This is a genomic window from Pantoea sp. BJ2, assembly GCF_040255075.1.
Lineage (GTDB): Bacteria > Pseudomonadota > Gammaproteobacteria > Enterobacterales > Enterobacteriaceae > Pantoea > Pantoea leporis.
The window spans coordinates 161,592-183,094 of the sequence record NZ_CP158293.1; the positions used below are offsets into that span (position 1 = coordinate 161,592).

Here is a 21,503-nt window from a genome sequence, read left to right on the forward strand (position 1 = left end):
AATCAGTCCTGTCAGGGCGGAGGTGAATGTGCTTCATTCTGCGCGTCAGCCATGACGCGCTCCTCCTCCTGCACCAAATTCAGCGGGGAGGATGAGCGGGGAGGAGAGGCTGAGGGAAATCTTAAAGTGTGACAGGAATGTGATAACCGTCGCTTTTGTTAAGACTGCTTAATGGGTTAGCTTGCATTAGGTAAACGAATATCTGAACGTATGTGACTATTAATTACGAAGCGTAAAATAATGATGCGCCACGTTTAGGGAGAAGCGTTTACCGATGTTAATACCCTCCAAACTTAGCCGACCGGTCCGCCTTGAGAACACGGTTGCGCGCGAGCGCCTGATGCAAAAACTCGGTGCGGCGGGCAATTACCGTTTGGTATTAGTGACCAGTCCGGCGGGATATGGCAAAACCACGCTGATCTCGCAATGGGCGGCGGGGAAAGCCAATCTGGGCTGGTATTCACTGGATGAGGGCGACAATCAGCCTGAACGCTTCGTCGATTACCTCATCGCAGCGCTGCAGCAGGCAACGCAGGGCGGCTGCGCCTCCAGCGAAGCGCTGGCGCAGAAACGGCAGTACATCAATCTGAACGCGCTATTCGCCCAGTTGTTCAGTGAGCTGGCGGCGTGGCAGCAACCGATTTGGCTGATCATCGATGATTACCATCACATCACTAATCCCGCGATTCACGACGCGATGCGCTTCTTTCTCCGCAATCAGCCGGAAAATGTGACGCTGATTTTGCTGTCACGTAATTTGCCGCAGCTCGGCATTGCCAACCTGCGCGTGCGCGAACAGCTGATTGAGTTAGGCAGCCAGCAGCTGGCGTTTACCCACCACGAAGCCAAACAGTTTTTTGATTGCCGCCTGACAACGCCGCTGGAATCGGAAGAGAGCGGGCGTCTGTGCGATGACGTGGCGGGTTGGGCGACGGCGCTGCAGCTGATCGCGCTCTCGACGCGTCAGGGCGCGAGCTCCGCTCAGGATTCCGCGCGCCGTCTTTCCGGCATTAACGCCAGCCATCTGGCGGATTATCTGGTTGAGGAGGTGCTGAATAACGTGGATAGCGCCACACGACATTTCTTACTGAAAAGCGCGCTGCTGCGATCGATGAACGATACGCTGATCGCCTGCGTAACCGGCGAAGAACAAGGGCAGATGCGGCTGGAGGAGATTGAACGTCAGGGCCTGTTTTTGCAGCGCATGGATAACTCGGGCGAGTGGTTTAGCTATCATCCGCTGTTTGGCAGTTTTTTGCGTCAGCGCTGTCAGTGGGAACTGGCGGCGGAACTGCCTGCGCTGCATCGCGCGGCGGCTGAAAGCTGGATGCGGCTGGGTTTCCCTGGCGAAGCGATCCATCATGCGCTGGCGGCTGGTGATGCGTTGATGCTGCGCGACGTGCTGCTGCAATACGCCTGGACGCTGTTTAATCAGAGCGAACTCACGCTACTGGAAGATTCTCTCAAGGCGCTGCCGTGGGAAATTCTGCTGGAAAATCCAAAGTTAGTGCTGTTACAGGCGTGGCTGATGCAAAGCCAGCACCGGTTTTCCGAGGTGAGCAGTTTGCTCACGCGCTTTGAGCACTCCTGCAGCGAACAGATTGATGATGTGCTGCGCGGCGAATTCAACGCGCTGCTGGCGCAGGTTTCGATAAATGACGGTAACGCCGAAGAAGCCGAGCGGCTGGCGTTGCTGGCGCTTGACGCGCTGCCGGAAAGCCGTCAATACAGCTGCATCGTGGCGACGTCGGTATTGGGCGAAGTGATGCACTGCAAAGGCGAGCTGAGCAGTTCGCTGAAGCTGATGCGCCAGACCGAGCAGATGGCGCGCCGCGAGGAAGCGTGGAATTACGCGTTGTGGAGCCTGATTCAGCAGAGTGAGATTCTCTTTGCGCAGGGGTTTTTACAGTCCGCATATGAGATACAGGAGCGGGCATTTGTGCTGGTGAAAGAGCAGCATCTGACACAGTTCCCGATGCATGAATTCCTGCTGCGAATTCGCGCGCAACTGTTGTGGGCGTGGGGCCGACTCGACGAAGCAGAACAGGCGGCGCGCGAAGGGATAAAAGTGCTGAAAGGCTATCAGCCGCAGCAGCAGATTCAGTGCCTCGGTTTGCTGGTGCAGTGTTCGCTGGCGCGCGGCAATCTCGATAATGCGCGCAGCCACTTGAGTCGGCTGGAGAATCTGCTTAACAACGGATCGCTGCACAGCGACTGGATCGCCAATGCCGATAAGGTGAGAGTGATTTTTTGGCAGATGACCGGCGACAGCCAAAGCGCCAGTAGCTGGATGCGCCAGACGGTGAAACCGGAATTTGCCAACAATCACTTCCTGCAAGGGCAGTGGCGCAATGTCGCGCGTGCGCAGATTCTGCTGGGAAATATGAGCCAGGCCGAAGTGGTGCTCGATGAGCTGAATGACAATGCGCGCGCGCTGAATCTGATGAGCGATATGAATCGCAATCTGCTGCTGCTAAATCAGATTTACTGGCAAACTCAGCGCAAAGCAGAAGCGCAGCAGGCGCTGACCGAAGCGCTGAAACTGGCGCGCAGCACCGGTTTCGTCAGCCATTTTGTGATTGAAGGTGAAGCGATGGCGCAGCAGCTGCGTCAGCTGATTCAGCTCAACACGCTGGATGAACTCGATAATCATCGCGCCAGACGCATTCTCAGCGAGATTAATAAATATCATCGCCATAAGTTTGCCCATTTTGACGAAGGCTTCGTTAGCCGCCTGATTAATCATCCTGATGTGCCGGAACTGATTCGTACCAGCCCGCTAACCCAACGCGAATGGCAGGTTTTGGGGCTGATCTATTCGGGATACAGCAACGACCAGATTGCTGGCGAGCTGGATGTTGCTGCTACCACCATCAAAACGCATATTCGTAATCTGTACCAAAAACTCGGCGTGACGCACCGCGCGGAAGCGATGAATCAGGCGCAGTCGATGCTGCGGATGATGGGGTATGTTTAAGGCGGACACCGGCTCGCGGTTCAGACATATTCCAGAAAATAATGTCCCTCTGAAGGGGAGCGGATATATGCAAACCCAGACACGCCCAAGTGCATACCTGCAATCAATAGGTTTTCTCGTGAAGCGCGCTCAAGAATTGCTCTTCGTGTTTGCTCTGCCTGGTCAGGATCGTAATCAAAGGCGATTGAAACTTGCGGATGGGCAATTTGAATATGCGGATAATGCGTAATATCACCCCAAATCAGTAATTTTTCATCGCGGGAATCTATCAGGTAGCCGCTGTGACCAGGCGTATGTCCCGTTAGGCTGACTGCGGTGATATCTTCAGCAATCGCTGTTTCTTCCGTAAATCGAACAGTTGAATAAGCTTCGAACGTGCGACGAAACAGCGAACCATTCATCAGTGCGCGTTCACTCAGGCTAGTTAATTTTTCATTATCCAGCCAGAAGTTTGCTTCTGCTTTGCTAATGTAGAGTGCTGCATTTCGGTAAGCGGGTCGCCCATTCTCATCCAGCAGACCGCCAATATGATCGGGATGTGCGTGGGTCAACAACACGGTATCAACCTCGTCAGGCATGATGCCGGATAAAAGGAGGTTTCGTCTTAATTCTCCACCGATATGATTGAGGTTTCCCATACCCGAATCGATCAATATTATTCGTCCCGCTCCACGGATGAGATAGCTATTAATTTGGATATCATCCGCTGCTTTTATTCCGGCGTGTTGCTGTATATTTACCGCTGCTTCAGGTTCTATTCCAGATAACAGACTCAGGCTGGCTTTCATCACACCATCACTAAGCGCAGTGACCTTATAATTGCCGATATCCCTTGCGCTGAATAAATTCGTCAAAATTACCTCGTCAAATGTAGATAATAAAAATAGAAGATGACTCTGTTTGCTTAATTAAACGTCGCATTACTTAAGATGTTGCGGCAATATTTATTGTGTGGCTATCATCATTCTCGACTGAGTTGTGACCGGAAAAGTTATGGACATTAAGTTATTGCGCTCTTTTGCTCTCGTCGCCGAACTCGAGCACATCGGTCAGGCAGCTGAGAAATTGCATATTTCAGCATCCCCCTTGAGCCGCCAAATTCAGCAACTTGAAGATGAGTTAGGTGTGGCACTTTTTCATCGGGAAAAGAAACGCCTCTATCTCAGCGCCGAGGGCAAGCAGTTCCTGACAGAAGTGAAGGCATTGCTTTTGCACCATGACCGTCTGAATGGACTGGGTAAAAGTTTGAAGAATGGCCAGTCGGGCAGGCTTGATATTGGCTATGTCGAAGCGGCCATTCACTCACTTCTGCTTCCTGAAAGCCTTGCCCGGTTAAATTGCTCGTCAAAAGTTGATATACAGCTCCATGCCTTACGCTCACAGGCACAAATCGATGCGCTAGCGAATCATGCGCTGGATCTGGCACTGGTTTATAACGAGCCGGAAGAGGATGACTGTTTTGCCTTTCAAAGCGTGTTAGTTGAGCCGGTGGTGCTGGCTATGCCAATAGAACAGGCAATTAGGGATCCCAAACCTGAGCAGTTACACATGAAGCGCTGGATCGCCGATAAGCAAAGTCTAAATACGGCAGTGTCCAACCGCTTGCTTGAGGTGTGTGAAGGGAGTGGGTTTACGCCTGATATTCGGCTTGAGGTTAGCGGACCACTGGCGGCGCTCTCCTGTGTTGAAGCAGGGCTGGGATTTACCTTTATTCAGCGAAGTCTTGCGCGCCTGGCTTCGTCGTCGGTCATTGTTGTTGAAGTACCCTGGCTGGCGCTGTATGTGAATCTCTATGCGATATGGCGGAGAAATGAGGCCAAACCGCTGGTCAGCCGCTTACTGACGGCATTGAGGGAACACGTTCCCTCTTGATGTTAATGTGATAGCCACTCATCGCGGGTTAATTCCCACAATTCATAATCGAGAACACCCGCGACATACTCTTTTTTGCCGGTTTCTATCAGACGCATGCCGGATTTACGTGAGATCTTCACTGAGCCAGTATTTACCGCCGCTTTTGGCACACGTAATACTTCACGGCCAAGGGTTTTAAACCAGAAATCATTCACGGCGTTGCAGGCTTCACTCATATAGCCACGTTGCTGCCATTCGGGAACCAGCCAAAATCCGCGGTTATCATTTTCTCCATCGCGCAGTTCGATCAGACCGATTAATTCTTCAGGCTTCTCCTGACGTCTGATACTCCAGCACCAGCCTCGACCTTCCTTAACGGCGGGCAACACCACGTTATCAACGTAATTCTGTGCGGCACCTTCAGGATAAGGCCACGGCACGGCAGCATTGAGATAACGCACTATCTCCCAGCGCGGAAAGGCGATTTGCATCGCCTGCCCATCACCGCTTTCCAGAGGCTTCAGGATTAATCGTTGCGTTTTGATTTCTGGCGTCATAGTTCCTCCCTAAGAAACGTCACTTTACTTCTGAAGAGTAGAATGATCGCACCAGTTTCGCATTGAATTAATTCCGCCATCTGGTGAGGTAAAGCCCGCGCAGCCTAATATCGAGTCGAATAACTTCTCATGGAATACCGGCGTTTTGTCGTTCTGCAATTGCTGCAGTTTGGCAAATGACGCTTTGTTATTACTGTCACTTAAAAACTTATCGGATGCCCAAACCATAATTGGCACCGTGCGCTGCGCCATCGGCGCATGATCGCGTGGCGTGCCGTGGAAATGCAGATTGTCGGAAATCGATTCTCCGTGATCGGAGGCATAAAACACGATGGCATTTTTATCTTTCAGGCTATCGAACGTCTGCTTAAGAAAATAATCGGTATACAAAAGACTATTATCGTAGGAGTTGATCATCTCCTGCGTGCTACAGGCATCATCAATACCCTGACATTCCGGCTTATAACGCGCAAACGCGCGTGGATAGCGTTCGGTATACATATAATGTGAACCTTTGGTGTGAAGAATTACAATATGTTTACCCTGCGGATGGCGCTGAATGGAGTCCTGCAATTCATTAATTAACGCCATATCATCCACCGGCTTACCGACATTACGCTTCTCCGCCTGAATAGATTCGCGCATTGAATAACTGTCGGCCATGACTTTGTTATAGAACCAGGCTTCGCTCTGCATGGAATAGAGATCTTCCGAGAAACCTTGCTTCTTCATCACAGTAAAGACATTCATCTCTTTCAGGGTGCGCTGCGGAGCTTCTGAGGCGCCGCCTTCTCTGACAAACATACAGCGCAGCGAGAGCTTGGTTGAGGTATCACAGGAATAACCCTGCAAGTGAACGAGGTTTTTTTCGTGATCGAGATAAGGCGTGTTGTCGCGATCGTAACCGTATAAACCCATATGATCGCGGCGGGCACTTTCACCAATCACAAACACGATATACAAGTTATCCGCATTTTTCGGTGGGACGTATTTAAAGTGTTCAGCGGGATCGTATAGATTACGGTTGTCTTCAGCCTGACTGAATGAACTGTATGCCAGCAAGCCAACGCCTGATAACCAGTTAGACGGTGAATAAGTACCGGCAACAATGCCGCCGTAGCTGGCCATCATGCGGTTATTTTTCTTGTCCTGTTCATCCTGCACCTTGCCCATTAAATTTAACGGTAACCAGCAACCTAATGCGGCAATCACAATGGCGATGGTTTTATAAGACCAGTAACGCTTTTTGCTGATATTTGAAACGGGTTTACTGCGCATTCCGCGCCAGATTAGCCATAGCGGAATGACGTTGATAATTACCATCCACAGCACAAAGTGCCAGCCAACGGATTCCTTAGAAAGATCCAGTGAATCGGCGGCTAAAACGGCGGCGATGATTCCATAACCAATATCAATATTAAAGAAAATCATGTAATAACTGGCCGCGCTGGAGAAAATCACCAGCATGGTCATCAATACGCGCGACAGATATTTTCCGGTTAATGAGGTTAACAACGTTAACAGCATCACCAAACAAAATGCAGCGATGACCTCAGTCACTAATGAAAGGGTATTATCAAACTGCAATTGCGTATAGCGGCGGATAAAAATCGGAATGTTAAGCAGTACGCCGATATAGAGCGAAATAAACGCCGGTAGATAAAACTGTTTAATCCAACCCTTTATAAACATGTGTTCCCCGTTCTTATAATAAACAACTCAATCACTTGCCTGAAAATTGACAACCTTAAGTGAGAGGGTGGATTTGGGGAACAGTTCAATCGTTGCTGGGCCTAAAGTATGTTATAATGTAACAATCAGATTCAGGCGCTAATTCCTCGTTTAGGGCTCATCCAACCGTCTTACCCGCAGATTTCTAATCAATGTAGTGATAATCCTCACTCGATATATGCATTAATCTCACCATTACACCTGGCATGCGTGATCACCAGAATAAGTATTATTGGATAAACTTAATGAATGACTGCCTATTTGTGTTAAGGAGAAATTTCATGATTTTTAAAATTGAATAAACAGGAAATTAATATTTTTATAATAAGTCAGGAACTTTCTGATTGTTAAGGTGATATTCTGCACAAAAGAGCTTACACAAAACTTACAATCAATTTCGCTTAAGTTTTATTATGATGGCAAAAACAGGGATGTCGCTGGCGCTGTGCGTCGGTATGATCACAACTTCTGCATTGGCGGCGCCGTTAAATCCTGGCGACCGTGATTATATTCAGAACCAGCAACAGCAACGTTTGCAAAATGACCAGCAGCAGCGTGATGCGCTGTGGAGTGCTATCGCGCCGCAGAGCACGCCAGCAGCGGATTCCGCTCAGGCCGGTCCCTGCTTTCCGGTGCAGCATATCGCTATTCGCAACGCCACGCTGATTTCTGTTAGTCAGCAGCAATCGCTGGCCGCTCCTTATATTCATCGCTGCCTGAACTTAACCGAAATTAATTCACTGGTGCATGCCATTTCTGACTGGTATATGCAGCGCGGCTATATCACCAGCCGGGCATTTTTAATTGAACAGGATTTATCGCAGGGTGAGTTAATTATTCCGGTGCTGGAAGGGAAGCTGGACGCCATTCGTCTCGACGGCCAGCATCCGCGTTCATTACAGATGGCGTTTCCGGGTCTGGAAGGCAAGGTGCTTAACCTGCGCGATATTGAGCAGGGCATGGAGCAGATGAACCGCGTGCGCGCAACACCGGTACAGATTGAAATCCAGCCGTCGCCTAAAACCGGTTATTCGGTCGTCAATCTAACGGCCAAACCGGAATTTCCGCTTAGTGCATCATTAGGTTTCGATAATAGCGGACAGAAAAGCACCGGCGTTGGCCAGCTCAACGCGTCGCTGACGGGGAACAATCTGCTGGGACTGGCTGACCGCTGGTTTATCAGCGGCGGGCGTAGCAGCGCTTTCAGCGACTGGCGTGATGCGCAAAACCTGCAGGCGGGCGTCAGCGTGCCCTACGGCTACGGGCTGCTCGACTACAGCTACAGCTGGAGCAACTATCACAGCAGCTTCGTTAACAACGGCTTTACCTGGCTGAGCAACGGCGACAACGTGTCGCACCGGCTTAACGGTTCGTGGGTGCTGTTCCGTAACGGCGATATCAAAACCGGCGTGCAGCTCGGCCTGAATCACTATTCCAGCCACAGCTTCCTCAATAACACGCTGCTTCAGAGCAGCAGCCGCAAAATCACCAGCATTCAGCTGGGGCTGAACCACACGCAGAAAATCCTCGGCGGCGTCGCTACGCTCAACCCGACGTTCAGCCGCGGCATGCCGTGGTTTGATGCCGAAGATGACGCGGGAAAAACCGGCGATTTGCCCAAAGCACAGTTTCGCAAGTGGAGCATCAGCGGCAGTTTCCAGCGCCCGCTGGCTGACAAACTGTGGCTGCTGAGCAGCATTTACGGCCAGTGGTCGCCCGATCGGCTGTACGGCAGCGAACGCCTGACGCTGGGTGGCGAAAGCTCGGTGCGCGGTTTTAAGGAGCAGTATCTCTCCGGTGATGCCGGTGGCTATCTGCGCAACGAACTGAGTTACAGCCTGTTCACGCTGCCCGTTTTGGGTGACGTCAGCGCGCTGGCCGCTATCGACGGCGGCTGGTTAAAGAGCGACGCGCAGAACCGCGAGTCCACCGGCACCTTGTGGGGCAGCGCGGTAGGTCTCAGCACGCGCGGCCGCAACTTCTACACCCAGTACACCGTCGGTATTCCGCTTAGCTATCCCGGCCATCTCCAGCCGGATCACCTCAGCATTTACACCCGCGTCGGGCTGGTTTTCTAAGAGGCAAAGATTATGGACGATCGTCAACCCGTTTCCCTCGCCCGTCGCGCGCTGAGCTATCTGATTTGCTATCTGGTGGCGGTCCAACCGATGCTGCCTGCTGTCGCCGCGCAAATTACGCCGGTAACGCCAGGAACGAAAATGGATGCTGCCGGCAACGGCGTACCGGTGGTGAATATCGCGACGCCCAACGGCGCCGGGATTTCGCATAACCAGTATCAGCAGTACAACGTTGGCAAAGAAGGGTTAATCCTCAATAACGCCACGGGGCAGCTTACCCAGACGCAGTTGGGCGGCCTGATTCAGAACAACCCCAACCTGAAAGCCGGACACGAAGCGCAGGCGATCATCAACGAAGTGGTTGGCGCCAATCGCTCACAGTTACAGGGCTACACCGAAGTGGCGGGTAAAGCCGCTAACGTGATGGTAGCCAACCCGTACGGCATTACCTGTAACGGCTGCGGTTTTATCAACACGCCAAACGTCACGCTGACCACCGGTAAGCCGCAGCTGGATGCCAACGGCAATCTGGCCGCGCTGGAGGTGACTAAAGGGTCGGTGATCGTCGAAGGTCAGGGACTGGACGGCAGCAACACCGATGCGGTGTCGATCGTCGCGCGCGCAACGGAGATCAACGCCGGGATCCATGCGAAAGATCTGTCGGTGACGGTGGGGGCTAATCGGGTCGGTGCGAATGGTTCCGTCACGCCGATTGCCGGTGAAGGCGCTGCGCCGTCGGTGGCGGTGGATACCGGCGCGCTCGGCGGCATGTATGCCAATCGTATTCACCTGGTGTCGAGCGAGAAGGGCGTTGGCGTAAACCTCGGCAACCTGGTGGCAAAACAGGGTGATATTCAGCTCGATGCAAGCGGCAAACTGACGCTGAATAACAGCCTGAGCAGCGGCGCGCTGACGGCGAATGCTGAATCAGTGACGCTTGGTGGGGAAAACAAAGCGTCCGGACAGGTCGCGCTCAATGCACAGCAGGATGCAACGCTTAACAAAGGCACGCTGGTCAGCGACGCCGGAGTGAGCGTTACGGCGAAAGGGAATCTCACCACCAGTGGCGTCAGCATCACGGCAGGGCGCGATATTCAGCTTGGTGGCGCAACCGTTGTCACGGACAGTAATGCCGTCGCAAAAGCCGGTAACGATATCCGGTTGCAGGCGCAGGATCGGCTCAGCAACAGCGGCCAGCTGACGGCCGGAAAAAACCTCTACATCTCGGCCAAACAACTCGATAACAGCGGCATGCTGGCCGGTAACACCACCGGCATCATTTCAAGCAGCCTGCAGAATGCTAAGGGCGCGGCCATCTCCGGCGCAGAAAATCTCACCCTCAGCAGCGACAGCCTGCTCAATCAGGGCGTATTGTCAGCGCCGGTACTCTCACTCAGCAGCGTGCAAACCGATAACAGCGGGCTGATTCAGGGCAGCAAGGCGCTGACCTACAGCGGCAACCGCCTGAATAATCTGGCGGGCGGCACCCTGAATTCGGATAACAGCTTTGCACTCAATCTGCCGCAACTGAGTAACAGCGGGCTCATCACCAGCAAGGCAGGGCTGACGCTGAGTGGCGACGCGCTGAGCAACAGAGGAGAAATCAACGCCGCCAGCATGTCTGCCTCAAACGCGCAGCTGAACAATCAGCAGGGCGGCCTGCTGCTCGCGGATAACAACCTCAGTCTTCAAAACGCTGCGCTGACCAATGACGGTCAAATCGCCGCAGCGACAATTCATGTTGATGCCAGTTCGCTGAACAACAGCGGCACGTTGCAGGGCAAACAATCGCTGAAGGCCAGCGGCAAGGCGATAACCAGCAGCGGCACGTTACTGAGTGACGGCAAATTAACCATCGCAGCAGACACGCTCACCAACCGTGGCCAGCTGCAGGGACATCAGCTGGCGGTGACGGCGGGCCGCTGGAATAACAGCGGCAACGCGTTGAGTGCGGATGATGGCGTACTTAACGCCGCAACGCTTGATAACAGCGGCAAAATCCTCGGTCAGATGAGCTTACAGCTCAAAGCAGATTCCGTTGATAACAGCGGCTGGCTGCTGGCGCAGGCGCTCACGCTTCAGGGAGACTTAGTTAACAGCGGGCTGATTCAGGGCAGTGATGCGCTGACCGTGACGGGTAATAAACTCAGTAATAAGACCGGTGGCCAGTTACTGAGTGCCGGCACGCTGACGACTAAGGCTGGAAGCCTGGATAATCACGGCAGCATTCAGGCCGACACGCTTGATATGCGGTTGCAAAGCTGGCAGAACGCCGGCAGCGCTCAGGCGACCACGCAGTTCCTTGGCACGTTGAGCGGCGCGCTGGATAACAGCGGCACGCTGCTGAGCCAGAACGATTTTGCCCTCATCAGCAACGACATTTCTAACAGCGGTACGCTGGCGGCCAACCGACTCAGCATCACAGCCCCTCAGCTGACCAACGCCCGGCTGCTGCAGGGTAACCGCTCGCTCTCACTGAACAGCGCGAATGTTACTAACGCCGCCAGCGGTCAGCTTATCAGCGGCGGTTCGCTGACGCTTTCTCCGGTACAGCTGACCAATGCGGGCCTGTTACAGGTGGCGGATGACTTCAGCCTTAACGGTCGTGACCTGATCAACAGCGGACGCATCACCGCAACCAGTCTGAAAGCAGACCTGAGCGGCACGCTGAACAACAGCGGGCAGGGCGTTCTGCTTGCGCAGCGCCAGGCAGATATTCAGGCGAGCACGTTGAACAACAGTGGTTCGATTGCGGCACAGCAGTTGAACGCTTCAGGTGATGTGCTGAAGAATCAAAGCCTGCTACAGGGTGACAGCGGACTCAGCGCGGATTTCAGGCAGTTCAGCAACCTGAGCGCGGGGCAGTTACTGAGCAACGGTCTTCTTGCAGTTAAGGGCGCAATCGCTGACAACGCCGGTGTGATGCAGGGCAACAATGTTGATTATCAGTTTGGCTCGCTGATCAACAGTGGCAGCTTTTACGGTATTAACTCACTGAAAGGTCAGTCTGACGGGCTGCTGGATAATCGTGGCAGCCTGACTGCGGGCGGCAACGCCAGCCTGACGGCGGGCAACCTGCAAAACAGCGGTAAAGTGCTGTCCGATAATCTGAGGCTGCGCGGAAATAGCCTCAGCAACAGTGGGTTATGGCAGGGAACATCCTCGCTGGATGCGCAGTCGAGCGGCGCGTTGACACAGACAGCAGGCGGCAAAACGCTGACCGGGGGTGACCTGCTGCTGAACGCTGCTGACCTCAACACGTCAGGGACAATCCAGGGCGACAACGCACAAATCAGCGCAGGCCGCTGGCAGAATCAGGGCTCGCTGCTGGGCACCGCAGGCGTGTCTGCGGATGTTGCAGGTGAGCTGCGCAACAGCGGTGAAATATTGTCGCAGGGCACGGCACAGGTCAGCGCGCAGAACCTGAACAACAGCGGCTCGCTGCTGGCGGATAAGGCGATGACGCTGAGTGGCGACGCGCTGAATAACAGCGGCAGCGTGCAGGGCGAAACGCTGGCTATTACCCCGGCCAGCGTGACCAATCAGGGCAGTCTGATTGGCCTGCAATCGCTGACTATCGGTCCGGCACAAACTCCCGGGTTGCGCATGCTGGCGGTACAGTCGCAGCCAGCACGTGAATTAATCAACAATGCTGGCGGTCAGCTGCTGACGCAGGGCACGTTGAACATTGCCGGTGATGTCATCACCAACAACGGCAGCTGGCAGGGACAGCAAATCCTGCTGAACGCTACCCGCCTGGCTAACAACGGCGCGATTCAGAGCGCGGGCGATCTGACGCTTAACCTCAGCGATGCGCTGACGTCCGCCACGGGCAGCAAAATCACCGCAAACGGTAATGCCGCGCTCAACGCCCTCAGCCTCAACAATCAGGGGCAGTGGATTGCCGGAAACCTGACGTTAAAAGGCACTACGCTGAGCAATGGCGGAGAAATCTCCGGCGTTAACGGACTGACAGCGGTAATCGGCGGCACGCTGACGCAGCAGCAAAATGGCGCACTGCTATCGGGTGGCAAACTGGATCTTCAGGCTGCGGCGTTAAGCAATGGCGGCCGCATTCAGGGCGGTGATCTGACGGTCAACACCGGAACACTGACCAACAACGGGCGGTTGCAGGGAGATAACAGCCTGTTGCTGAACACCAGCGGCCGCATCACCAACAACAATAGCGGGACGCTGATAAGCCAGAGCGGTCTGACGCTGATCACGCCAGAGCTTTATAACTACGGCCTGATTCAGGGGGCAACTAATCGCATTACCGCCAGCAGCAGCGCGACCAACAGTGGAAAAATGCTGTCTGCGGGTGAGCTCACGCTCACCACGCCTCAACTCGTCAATAGCGGCTGGTTGCAGGCAGCGCAACTGACGCTGAATGCTGCCAACGCCAGCAACAGCGGCACCTTACTGGCCGATCAGCAGGGAACTTTAACCGGCTCGCAACTGCTGAATCAGGGAACTGTGCAGGGTGGCACGCTGGCGGTCAATTATGACCAGCTCAATAACAGCGGCACGCTGCTGGGTGTCAATCAGCTTAATGTGAAGGCCAGCCAGGTCACGCAGCAGGCCGCGGGTAGGCTGTTCAGCGGTGGCAATCTGCTGCTGGAGAGCACCGGTTTTGATCAGCTGGGACAGGTGGTGGCGCTTGGCGACGCCACGCTGAAACTGATTAACGGCTTTACCGCACGCAACACGCTGGCCGCAGGCAATCGCCTGACTATCAGCAGTAACGGTGCGATTGAGAATCAGGGCACGTTACAGGGGCAGGTGCTGACGTTGAGCGCAGGCGGCGATCTGACGAACAACGGCCAGCTCACCACCGGAACCGGCGACAGCAGCCTGAGCGGTCAGCGCATAAACATGAACAGCGCAGGCTCGCTGCAGGGTGGCGGCAACATTACGCTGGCCAGCCGCAGCGACGTAGCACTCAATGGCTTCACCGGCACGCGCGGCAGCCTCACCATTTCTTCGCCAGGCAGCATTGTAAATACGGCGCTGCTGTATGCCGGGCAGAATCTCTACCTGTACGCCAACAGCATTAAAAACCAGCGTGGCGACATGCTGGCAGGCAACAGCCTGTGGATGCAGCGCGACGCGGCGGGGAATGCCAATGGCGAGGTGATCAATACTTCGGGAACCATTGAGTCGCAGAATGGTGATATTACCATCAGAACTGGTAGCCTGCTAAATCAGCGCGATGGTCTGAGAGTGGAAGAAAAGACCCAACCTGTATCTGGCTTACCGACAGGTATTGGTGGTTCATCTATAACTTACCGGCTCGACCAGCTGAAAATTTCTGATTTAGGCTATTACATTATTTCCGTCAGGACGGGCGGCAGCTTTGGTCAGGGGAATGGTTCAATTGATGATTACTCATACCTGGCGCCTAATGCGCAAGGTGCCGTTCAACGCTATCTCACAGAAACTACAACACTTAATGCCCAAGCTGATGGCAATGCAGGTCGCATAGCTGCCGGGCGAAATCTTGATGTCTCTGCCAGCCAACTCAACAATCTCGCCAGTACGCTACTGGCAGGTAATTCCCTATCGCTTCAGGGAAATACCCTTAATAACCAGTCCTGGTTTAACGGTGTGAGCAACACTTATTTGACGTACACCTATGATGGCCGCACTGGAAACAACAAACTTAAAAGCGGTCGCGATCTGAACTATTTTTCTCCTGATGCTCAATCGGCTTCCTACAGGGGAAATACATCGGCCGCTTCAGTGACCTATCTCTTAACTACAACGCCCGAAACTGAAACGATTTTTAGCGGAGATGCATTACGTTCCGTAATTCAGGCTGGCGATAGCGTTAATGCCAGCTTCAGCGGTGATATCAGCAATACCAGCTCAACACCCAATGCTGGCTGGATTGGAACAACAATTCATGCGCCAGCATTAAATAACTTAGCTGCTGTCAGTCAGGTGAATGCACAGCAGCGTCAGCAACTTACTGCCACTGATAAAGTCGCAGTGAATTCTCCTGCATGGCAAGATCAGCTGCAAAATGCACTTCAGCAGGTGAACGGCGGTACCGTACTTGACACCTCAACGCCAGTAAGCGCTTCACTCGCTGACCAGTCCGGAGCGAAAAAAGGTCAGGCCAACTTAGGCGAGGCTGGCGGGCTTGCAACGGACACATCGGTAGTTCCCGCAGCACTCAAAACTTACTCGTCGTCAAACGTCGATACCAGCGCATACCCGCTCCCCACCAGTGACAATGGTTACTTCGTCCCGGGCGACAGAAGCAGTCCCTATCTCATCACCGTAAACCCCAAATTAAACGGTCTGGGGCAGCTGGACGCCAGCCTGTTTGGCGATCTCAATCAGTTGCTGGGTAAACAGCCTGGCAGCGCGCCACAGGAAAGCCGTCAGCAGTATACCGACGTGAATACTTTCCTCGGCTCGTCCTATCTGCTGGACAGGCTGAACCTCAAGCCTGACAACGATTATCGCTTCCTCGGCGATGCGGCATTTGATACGCGTTACGTCAGCAACACCGTTCTTAACCAGACCGGCAGCCGCTATCTGAATGGCGTGGGTTCCGATCTGGACCAGATGCGTTACCTGATGGATAACGCCGCCGCGTCACAGCACTCTTTAGGCCTGCAGTTTGGCGTGTCGCTTACCGCGGATCAGGTCGCTTCACTGGATAAGAGCATCATCTGGTGGGAAGCCACCTCGGTGAATGGTCAGACGGTGATGGTGCCAAAAGTGTACCTCTCCGAAAAAGATGCGGCGATGAACAACGGCAGCGTGATTGCCGGAAACAACGTGACGCTCTCCGGCGGGAACATCACCAACAGCGCCAGCACTATCGTGGCGCAGAATGCGGTCAGCGCCGACAGCCAGAACAATATCGACAACCTTAAAGCCGGGCTGATTAAAGCCGGAGGCGAGCTGAATCTCAGTGCGCTGAATAGCATCAACAACATCAGCTCGACAATCAGCGGTAAAAAGGTGGCGCTGGAAAGCGTCAATGGTGACATCAATAACACCACCATCAGCTCACAGTGGACGATCGGCGGCAACGGTCCAGTGCAGGCAAGCAAAACGCTGATTGGCCAGACGGCGGCGATTACGTCACTGGATGCGCTCAGCCTGAAGTCCGGTAACGATATCAACCTCACCGGCTCCTCACTCAATGCGGGTGGCGATCTGCTACTCAACGCCTGGCACGACCTCAGTCTCAACAGCATCGAGACCAGCGAAAGCCGTAAAACAGGTAACAAGGAAACGCATAGCTCCGGTGCTGAACGCACGACCGTTTCCAGCGGCGGCAATCTGACGCTGGTAGCCGGGCAGGATATTACCAGCCAGGCAGCAGCCCTGGCAGCGGAAGGCGATATTGGTCTGCAGGCGGGGCGTGATATCAATCTGAATGCAGTTGAAAGCCGCTCCGGAGACAGTGAACGGGGCAGTAAAAAAACGGTTATCAACGAAGCAGTGCGTCAGCAGGGCACGGAAATTGTCAGTGGCGGCAGCACGACGATGCTTGCCGGAAATGACATCACCACTCAGGCCGCAAGCATCACCGCAAACAAAGATATTGGATTACAGGCTGGCCACGACGTAAATATCACCACGGCGACGGAAAGTGATTATGCCTACAAGGAAGAAACTAAAACCAAAAAAGGCCTGTTCAGTAAGAAAACGACTCACACAATCAGCGAAGACAGCTCAACCACTGAAAAAGCTTCCCAGCTAAATGGCGACCAGATTTCAATCGTCGCAGGTAATGATCTGACTTTAAAAGGCTCCACCGTTGTCGGTGAAAACAATGTTGGTCTTAAAGCAGGCAACGACCTCACTATTGCGGCGGCAACCGATACCCAGAGCAGCTATAGGCTGAGTGAAACCAAGAAGAGCGGCATGTTCAGCGGTGGCGGAATTGGGGTCACTTTTGGCAGCGCATCCTCGAAACAGCAGCTTAAGCAGGACGGTACGACAGAAAGTCAGAGCGCCAGTACCGTTGGCAGCACTGGCGGCAACGTTACGCTGGTTGCGGGTCATGACGCGCACGTAGCGGGATCGGATGTGATTGCTAAGCAGGACATCAGCCTGGTCGGCGGCTCGGTCACTATCGATCCGGGCAACGACACGTTAACGCGCCGTCAGAGCTTTGAGCAGAAGCAGAGTGGCCTGACGCTGCAGCTGACCAGCCCAATCACCGACGCGCTGCTGAGTCTCGGTTCCCAGGCAAAGGCCGCCAGTGAGGCCGGTGATGATCGTTTGAAGGCTCTTGGCGCTGTGAAGGCGCTGGAGAGTGGCTGGGCGATGTCAAAAGGCGCTACGCAATCCGCTACAGCACTGGCAAAGGGCGATATGAATAACGCGGGCATTAAAATTTCGCTCAGCGTGGGGGCCAGCAAAAGCAAATCGTCATCCAAATACATCAGTAACACTGTTAGCGGTAGTTCACTTAGCGGCGGCGGCAATGTCGCCGTGGTGGCGACGGGCAACAACGGCACCAGCGGCGACGTGATACTGGCAGGCAGCGGCATCACTGGTAACAACGTGACGCTTGCCGCCGCACATGACCTGAATCTGGTTGCCGCCAGCAATAACACGGAGCAAAAGAGCAGCAACAAATCTTCAGGCTGGAGCGCTGGTGTTCACATTGCCATAGGTCAGGAAACCGGCATCGGCGTACAGGCCAGCGGCTACATGGCCAGCGGCTTGGAGAACGGCAGCAGCACCGAATACGTTAACAGCCGCGTCAATGCTAAAGACAACCTGACGCTCAGCAGCGGCAACGATACGCTGCTGTCCGGCGCCCAGGCGCTGGGTAACAGCATCAGCGTGAACGCGGGCAACAACCTGACGCTGACCAGCTTGCAAGATACCGACAGTTATCATAGCCAGCAGCAGAGCGCCAGCGGGGGCTTTAGCTTCACCTTTGGCTCGATGACGGGCTCGATCGGTCTAAGCCTGAGCAAAAGCAAGGTCAACAGCGAATACGCCAGCGTCGGCGACCAGAGCGGTCTGTTTGCGGGCAACGGCGGCTATGACATCTTTGTGGGTAACCACACACAGCTTAATGGCGCAGTGATTGCCTCAACGGCGGATGCCGCGAACAACAAGCTGTCAACTGGCACACTGGGCTGGGACAGCATCGATAATCATGCCAGTTACCACGCCAGCAGTTCTGCAATCGGCTTCAACGGCAGTTACAGCAAGACGCCAATGCCTTCCGGAGAGCACTATGCTGCCGGCGCGCTGCCGTCAGTGGTCAACATGAGCGACAGCGCCTCCGGTACCACGCGTTCAGCAGTGGCGGATGGCACGATTACGGTGCGCAACGCGCAGAACCAGACGCAGGATGTGGCAACGCTGAGCCGCGATACAGAAAACGCGAACGGCAGTATCGTCAAAATCTTCGACAAAGAAAAAGTCGCGAACCAGATGGCGTTTGCACAGGGCGTACAGGAACTGGCGGGCCGTGTTGTCGGTGATGTTAAAGAGTACAAAATGGGCGCCGCATCTGCCGAAGCTCAAGCGCGACTGCTAAAAGAGCATCCCGACTATGCAAATCTGACGCCAGAGCAGCTGAATGTGAAAATTCAGCAGGATCCGGGTTATCAGTCAGTCGCGGCACAGTGGGGCACCGGTGGCACCTATTCGATGGTGGCAACGGCGGTTGCGGGTGCGCTGGGCGGACTGAGTGCCAGCAATCTCGGCGCGGCTGCAAGCGGGGTGATGGCTCCGTATATTGCCAACGCTATCAAGCAAGCTACGACAACCTACAACGCTGACGGTACTGAGAACGTCAATCTGCTGGCAAATACCATGGCCCACGCCGTAGCCGGCGCTGTGCTGGCACAGATATCCGGCAGCTCTGCGTCAGCGGGTGCGGCTGGCGCAGCAGGTGGTGAGCTGGCTGCGCGGACGATTGTAAAAGTGATGTATCCGGACACAGACATCAGCAGCCTGACAGAAAATCAGAAGCAGATCGTCAGCAGCCTGAGCCAGATTGCAGCAGGCATGGCAGGCGGGATTGCGTCTAATTCGTCGATGGGAGTCGGGGCTGGCGCGGGTGCCGGGAAGAATGCAGTGGAGAATAATTTCCTGAGCAAGGGAAATCCGCAGAAATACGCTCAAGAATATAAAGAATGTCACGGTAATGATAGCTGTGAGCAGAAAATCCGTAAGAATATGGCGAAGGAGTCGGCAGAAAATATTCAGGCCCTGAAGTCGTGCTGGGATGCAGGGGATACAGCCTGTGTAACGACGATGCGCACCAAGATAGAGCTGAGTGACAACGCATATACGAAATTGCGCCAACAGGATAATATGGCTGGGCGAGCTTACGAAGAGTCGGCAAAATGGTATGGCGATATCATTGATAGCTGTGCTGGAAAATGTGGCTGGCTGGAAGCCGCGTTATTAAAAACGGGTGCGGATGGACTAGGTAATATAGTTTATGGCTCACTGGGTGCTGGCAGTGTGCTGAAAGTAAAACAGGGTTCCAATCCTGTGCCTGAAAATGTTGTAAAAAAAGGGGCTGGTAATTATCAGAATCCTGAAGCTGGGAATATAAATAAACTCGTAAAAAATGAACAAGGAATTTATGAAGTAAAAGTAAATTCGACACCGTTGGAAGGTCATGAAAGATTAAATACACCCGATGTAAATGGTAATGGGAAATATAATCCTGCTGAAGCCGCTGCTGCTGCGAGACTTGAAAGTACGTTGGGTAAACTGGAAAGAGCCCCTGATACAGGTGGAAAAACTGCTGATTTCATCATAAGTGGTGGCTCTAACGCAGGTAAAACGGTCGACTTTATGTACACTACAAAAAACTTGTCTCAGAAAGAGGTTGATGGGATCAACAGATTCTTTGAGAAAAATATGACAGTATCTAGAACTGCTGGAGAAATTCCAACAGGTCAAAAGCAAATCCTCGATCACTTAGGAAAAGCAGACATAGTTCCTGTAGATTTTAGTGTATTAACATCGTCTAACCAGAAAGTGTTTATGGACTACATAAAAACGTTGCCAAAAAATCAACAAGATAAATTAATTATTATGAGGTAATCATGGGCTCTTTTTTCGATATAGGATGCAAGCCATATAACAACAACTATGGTGAAAGAGGGCTAACAGTAGGGCTTAACAGAACAGCTTCGAATGCTTTAGAAGCATTGTTCGACGATGCATTACAGGAGTGTCATACTGACATACATGAAAAGATAATGATGTTTTTGCCCTTAGATCAGATAAGTTTTAGTGAGTTAAGTAAAGAAGAGTTCAATATGGCCGTAAAAACTATTAGACAATGTCTTTTTGCTCGAAAAGAACCCAATGAAGTTCAGCTATATCAACAAGACATCTGGAATACAGAAATTCTGCCTCTAATGATGCAGGATGAGCGCTATCAACCTGATTAAAATGTAGAATTTCGGCCGAATCCTTGATGTTACCTTTTTAACCAGTTAGTTAAGTATTATTAACTGCGGCGCAGCTATCACCGGGATAAACTCCGAATAGGTTGTATCCAGAAAACCATTTTCGTGAACAGGACGTTTAAAATGACACTTTGTGGCATAACTAATGACGGGTTAGCCTTCATTTTATCGGCAGACGAAAAAGTATTTTCCTCCCGTTTTGAGCCGTCGCGCACCACCAACTGGACGATTGTGCATCATATCGTTATCCAACTGGCACGGTTTGTTACAGAGAAGACAGGCGCGACGAATTGGATAAACATCGATCGCTCAACGTTTCCCAATCAGTGTAAAAAATTCTCCGCTCTGGAGGTTTTAATCAAGATGACTAACAGGAACATCAAAATCCAGCAATCCGCTCCCCACTCTGCAGAGTCCCAATTACTGGTAGAGAAGTTATCAGCCGAACTCGCCTTCATAACCGGCGACAACGGCAAAAGTCATTTCAACGCCCAGGAACTCAACAATGAGTGTTGTTTGTGGGTTCTAGCCAGAAATGAAGCCGGCAATGCCGTGGGTTGCGGGGCGTTGCGGTCGCTTGGGAACAATACCGCCGAAGTAAAACGCATGTACTCCGATCGTAGTGTGCCGGGCGTTGGCTCAGCGCTATTGGAGTATCTGGAAACGCGGGCCAAAAGTATGGGATACCGCGAAATTCGGCTATCGACCCGCGTTATCAATAGCCGTGCCGTGGCGTTTTATTACCGTTCCGGCTACGCGCAAATCCAGAACTACGAACCTTACATCGGCAGAAACGAATCGATCTGCTTTGCTAAAACGCTGTGAGTTTGACAACCTACCAATGGTAAGTTGCTACTGGTAGCTTACCCATGACGGAGGT

At 53.1% G+C, this 21,503-nt stretch carries 9 protein-coding genes; 6 read left to right on the top strand and 3 right to left on the bottom strand.

From position 1 onward, the window contains the following. Positions 1 to 274: 274 nt before the first annotated feature. Entirely contained in the window at positions 275 to 2,977 is a 2,703-nt protein-coding gene (gene malT / locus AAF463_RS20320; protein WP_101761292.1) for an HTH-type transcriptional regulator MalT, read from the top strand. 20 nt (positions 2,978 to 2,997) lie between these two features. Here the strand turns inward: malT and AAF463_RS20325 are convergent, their stop codons facing one another. Then, positions 2,998 to 3,834 (bottom strand): MBL fold metallo-hydrolase, encoded by an 837-nt coding sequence (locus tag AAF463_RS20325; protein WP_350262443.1) that lies wholly within the window; start codon positions 3,832 to 3,834, stop codon positions 2,998 to 3,000. Between the two features lie 136 nt (positions 3,835 to 3,970). Here AAF463_RS20325 and AAF463_RS20330 point away from each other — a divergent pair, with 136 nt between their 5' ends. Then, entirely contained in the window at positions 3,971 to 4,849 is an 879-nt protein-coding gene (locus tag AAF463_RS20330; RefSeq protein WP_222234090.1) for a LysR family transcriptional regulator, read from the top strand. Between the two features lie 2 nt (positions 4,850 to 4,851). Here the strand turns inward: AAF463_RS20330 and AAF463_RS20335 are convergent, their stop codons facing one another. Together AAF463_RS20335 and eptB are read right to left on the bottom strand one after the other, a co-directional pair. After that, a complete protein-coding gene (locus AAF463_RS20335) occupies positions 4,852 to 5,388 on the bottom strand; it encodes a GNAT family N-acetyltransferase (RefSeq protein WP_222234089.1) in 537 nt (178 codons plus the stop codon). Between the two features lie 24 nt (positions 5,389 to 5,412). Continuing rightward, a complete protein-coding gene (gene eptB / locus AAF463_RS20340; RefSeq protein ID WP_222234088.1) occupies positions 5,413 to 7,080 on the bottom strand; it encodes a kdo(2)-lipid A phosphoethanolamine 7''-transferase in 1,668 nt (555 codons plus the stop codon). A 452-nt stretch (positions 7,081 to 7,532) separates the two neighbouring features. Between eptB and AAF463_RS20345 the strand changes: the two genes are divergently transcribed. The 4 genes from AAF463_RS20345 to AAF463_RS20360 all read left to right on the top strand — a co-directional run bounded on the left by AAF463_RS20345 (position 7,533) and on the right by AAF463_RS20360 (position 21,448). Next, positions 7,533 to 9,197, top strand: coding sequence for a ShlB/FhaC/HecB family hemolysin secretion/activation protein (locus tag AAF463_RS20345; RefSeq protein WP_222234087.1), 1,665 nt, complete (start codon positions 7,533 to 7,535; stop codon positions 9,195 to 9,197). A gap of 12 nt (positions 9,198 to 9,209) precedes the next feature. Further along, positions 9,210 to 20,252 (top strand): hemagglutinin repeat-containing protein, encoded by an 11,043-nt coding sequence (locus AAF463_RS20350; RefSeq protein WP_350262333.1) that lies wholly within the window; start codon positions 9,210 to 9,212, stop codon positions 20,250 to 20,252. Between the two features lie 2 nt (positions 20,253 to 20,254). Further along, a complete protein-coding gene (locus AAF463_RS20355; RefSeq protein ID WP_350262334.1) occupies positions 20,255 to 20,605 on the top strand; it encodes a hypothetical protein in 351 nt (116 codons plus the stop codon). 141 nt (positions 20,606 to 20,746) lie between these two features. Continuing rightward, positions 20,747 to 21,448: a GNAT family N-acetyltransferase gene (locus tag AAF463_RS20360; RefSeq protein ID WP_336768069.1), complete on the top strand. Its 702-nt coding sequence runs from the start codon at positions 20,747 to 20,749 to the stop codon at positions 21,446 to 21,448. Positions 21,449 to 21,503: the final 55 nt, after the last annotated feature.

Excerpts from the sequence above, each read along its gene's own strand:
- malT (WP_101761292.1), top strand. The coding sequence starts at position 275 with ATGTTAATACCCTCCAAACTTAGCCGACCGGTCCGCCTTGAGAACACG.
- AAF463_RS20330 (WP_222234090.1), top strand. The coding sequence starts at position 3,971 with ATGGACATTAAGTTATTGCGCTCTTTTGCTCTCGTCGCCGAACTCGAG.
- AAF463_RS20335 (WP_222234089.1), bottom strand. The coding sequence starts at position 5,388 with ATGACGCCAGAAATCAAAACGCAACGATTAATCCTGAAGCCTCTGGAA.
- eptB (WP_222234088.1), bottom strand. The coding sequence starts at position 7,080 with ATGTTTATAAAGGGTTGGATTAAACAGTTTTATCTACCGGCGTTTATT.
- AAF463_RS20345 (WP_222234087.1), top strand. The coding sequence starts at position 7,533 with ATGATGGCAAAAACAGGGATGTCGCTGGCGCTGTGCGTCGGTATGATC.
- AAF463_RS20350 (WP_350262333.1), top strand. The coding sequence starts at position 9,210 with ATGGACGATCGTCAACCCGTTTCCCTCGCCCGTCGCGCGCTGAGCTAT.
- AAF463_RS20355 (WP_350262334.1), top strand. The coding sequence starts at position 20,255 with ATGGGCTCTTTTTTCGATATAGGATGCAAGCCATATAACAACAACTAT.
- AAF463_RS20360 (WP_336768069.1), top strand. The coding sequence starts at position 20,747 with ATGACACTTTGTGGCATAACTAATGACGGGTTAGCCTTCATTTTATCG.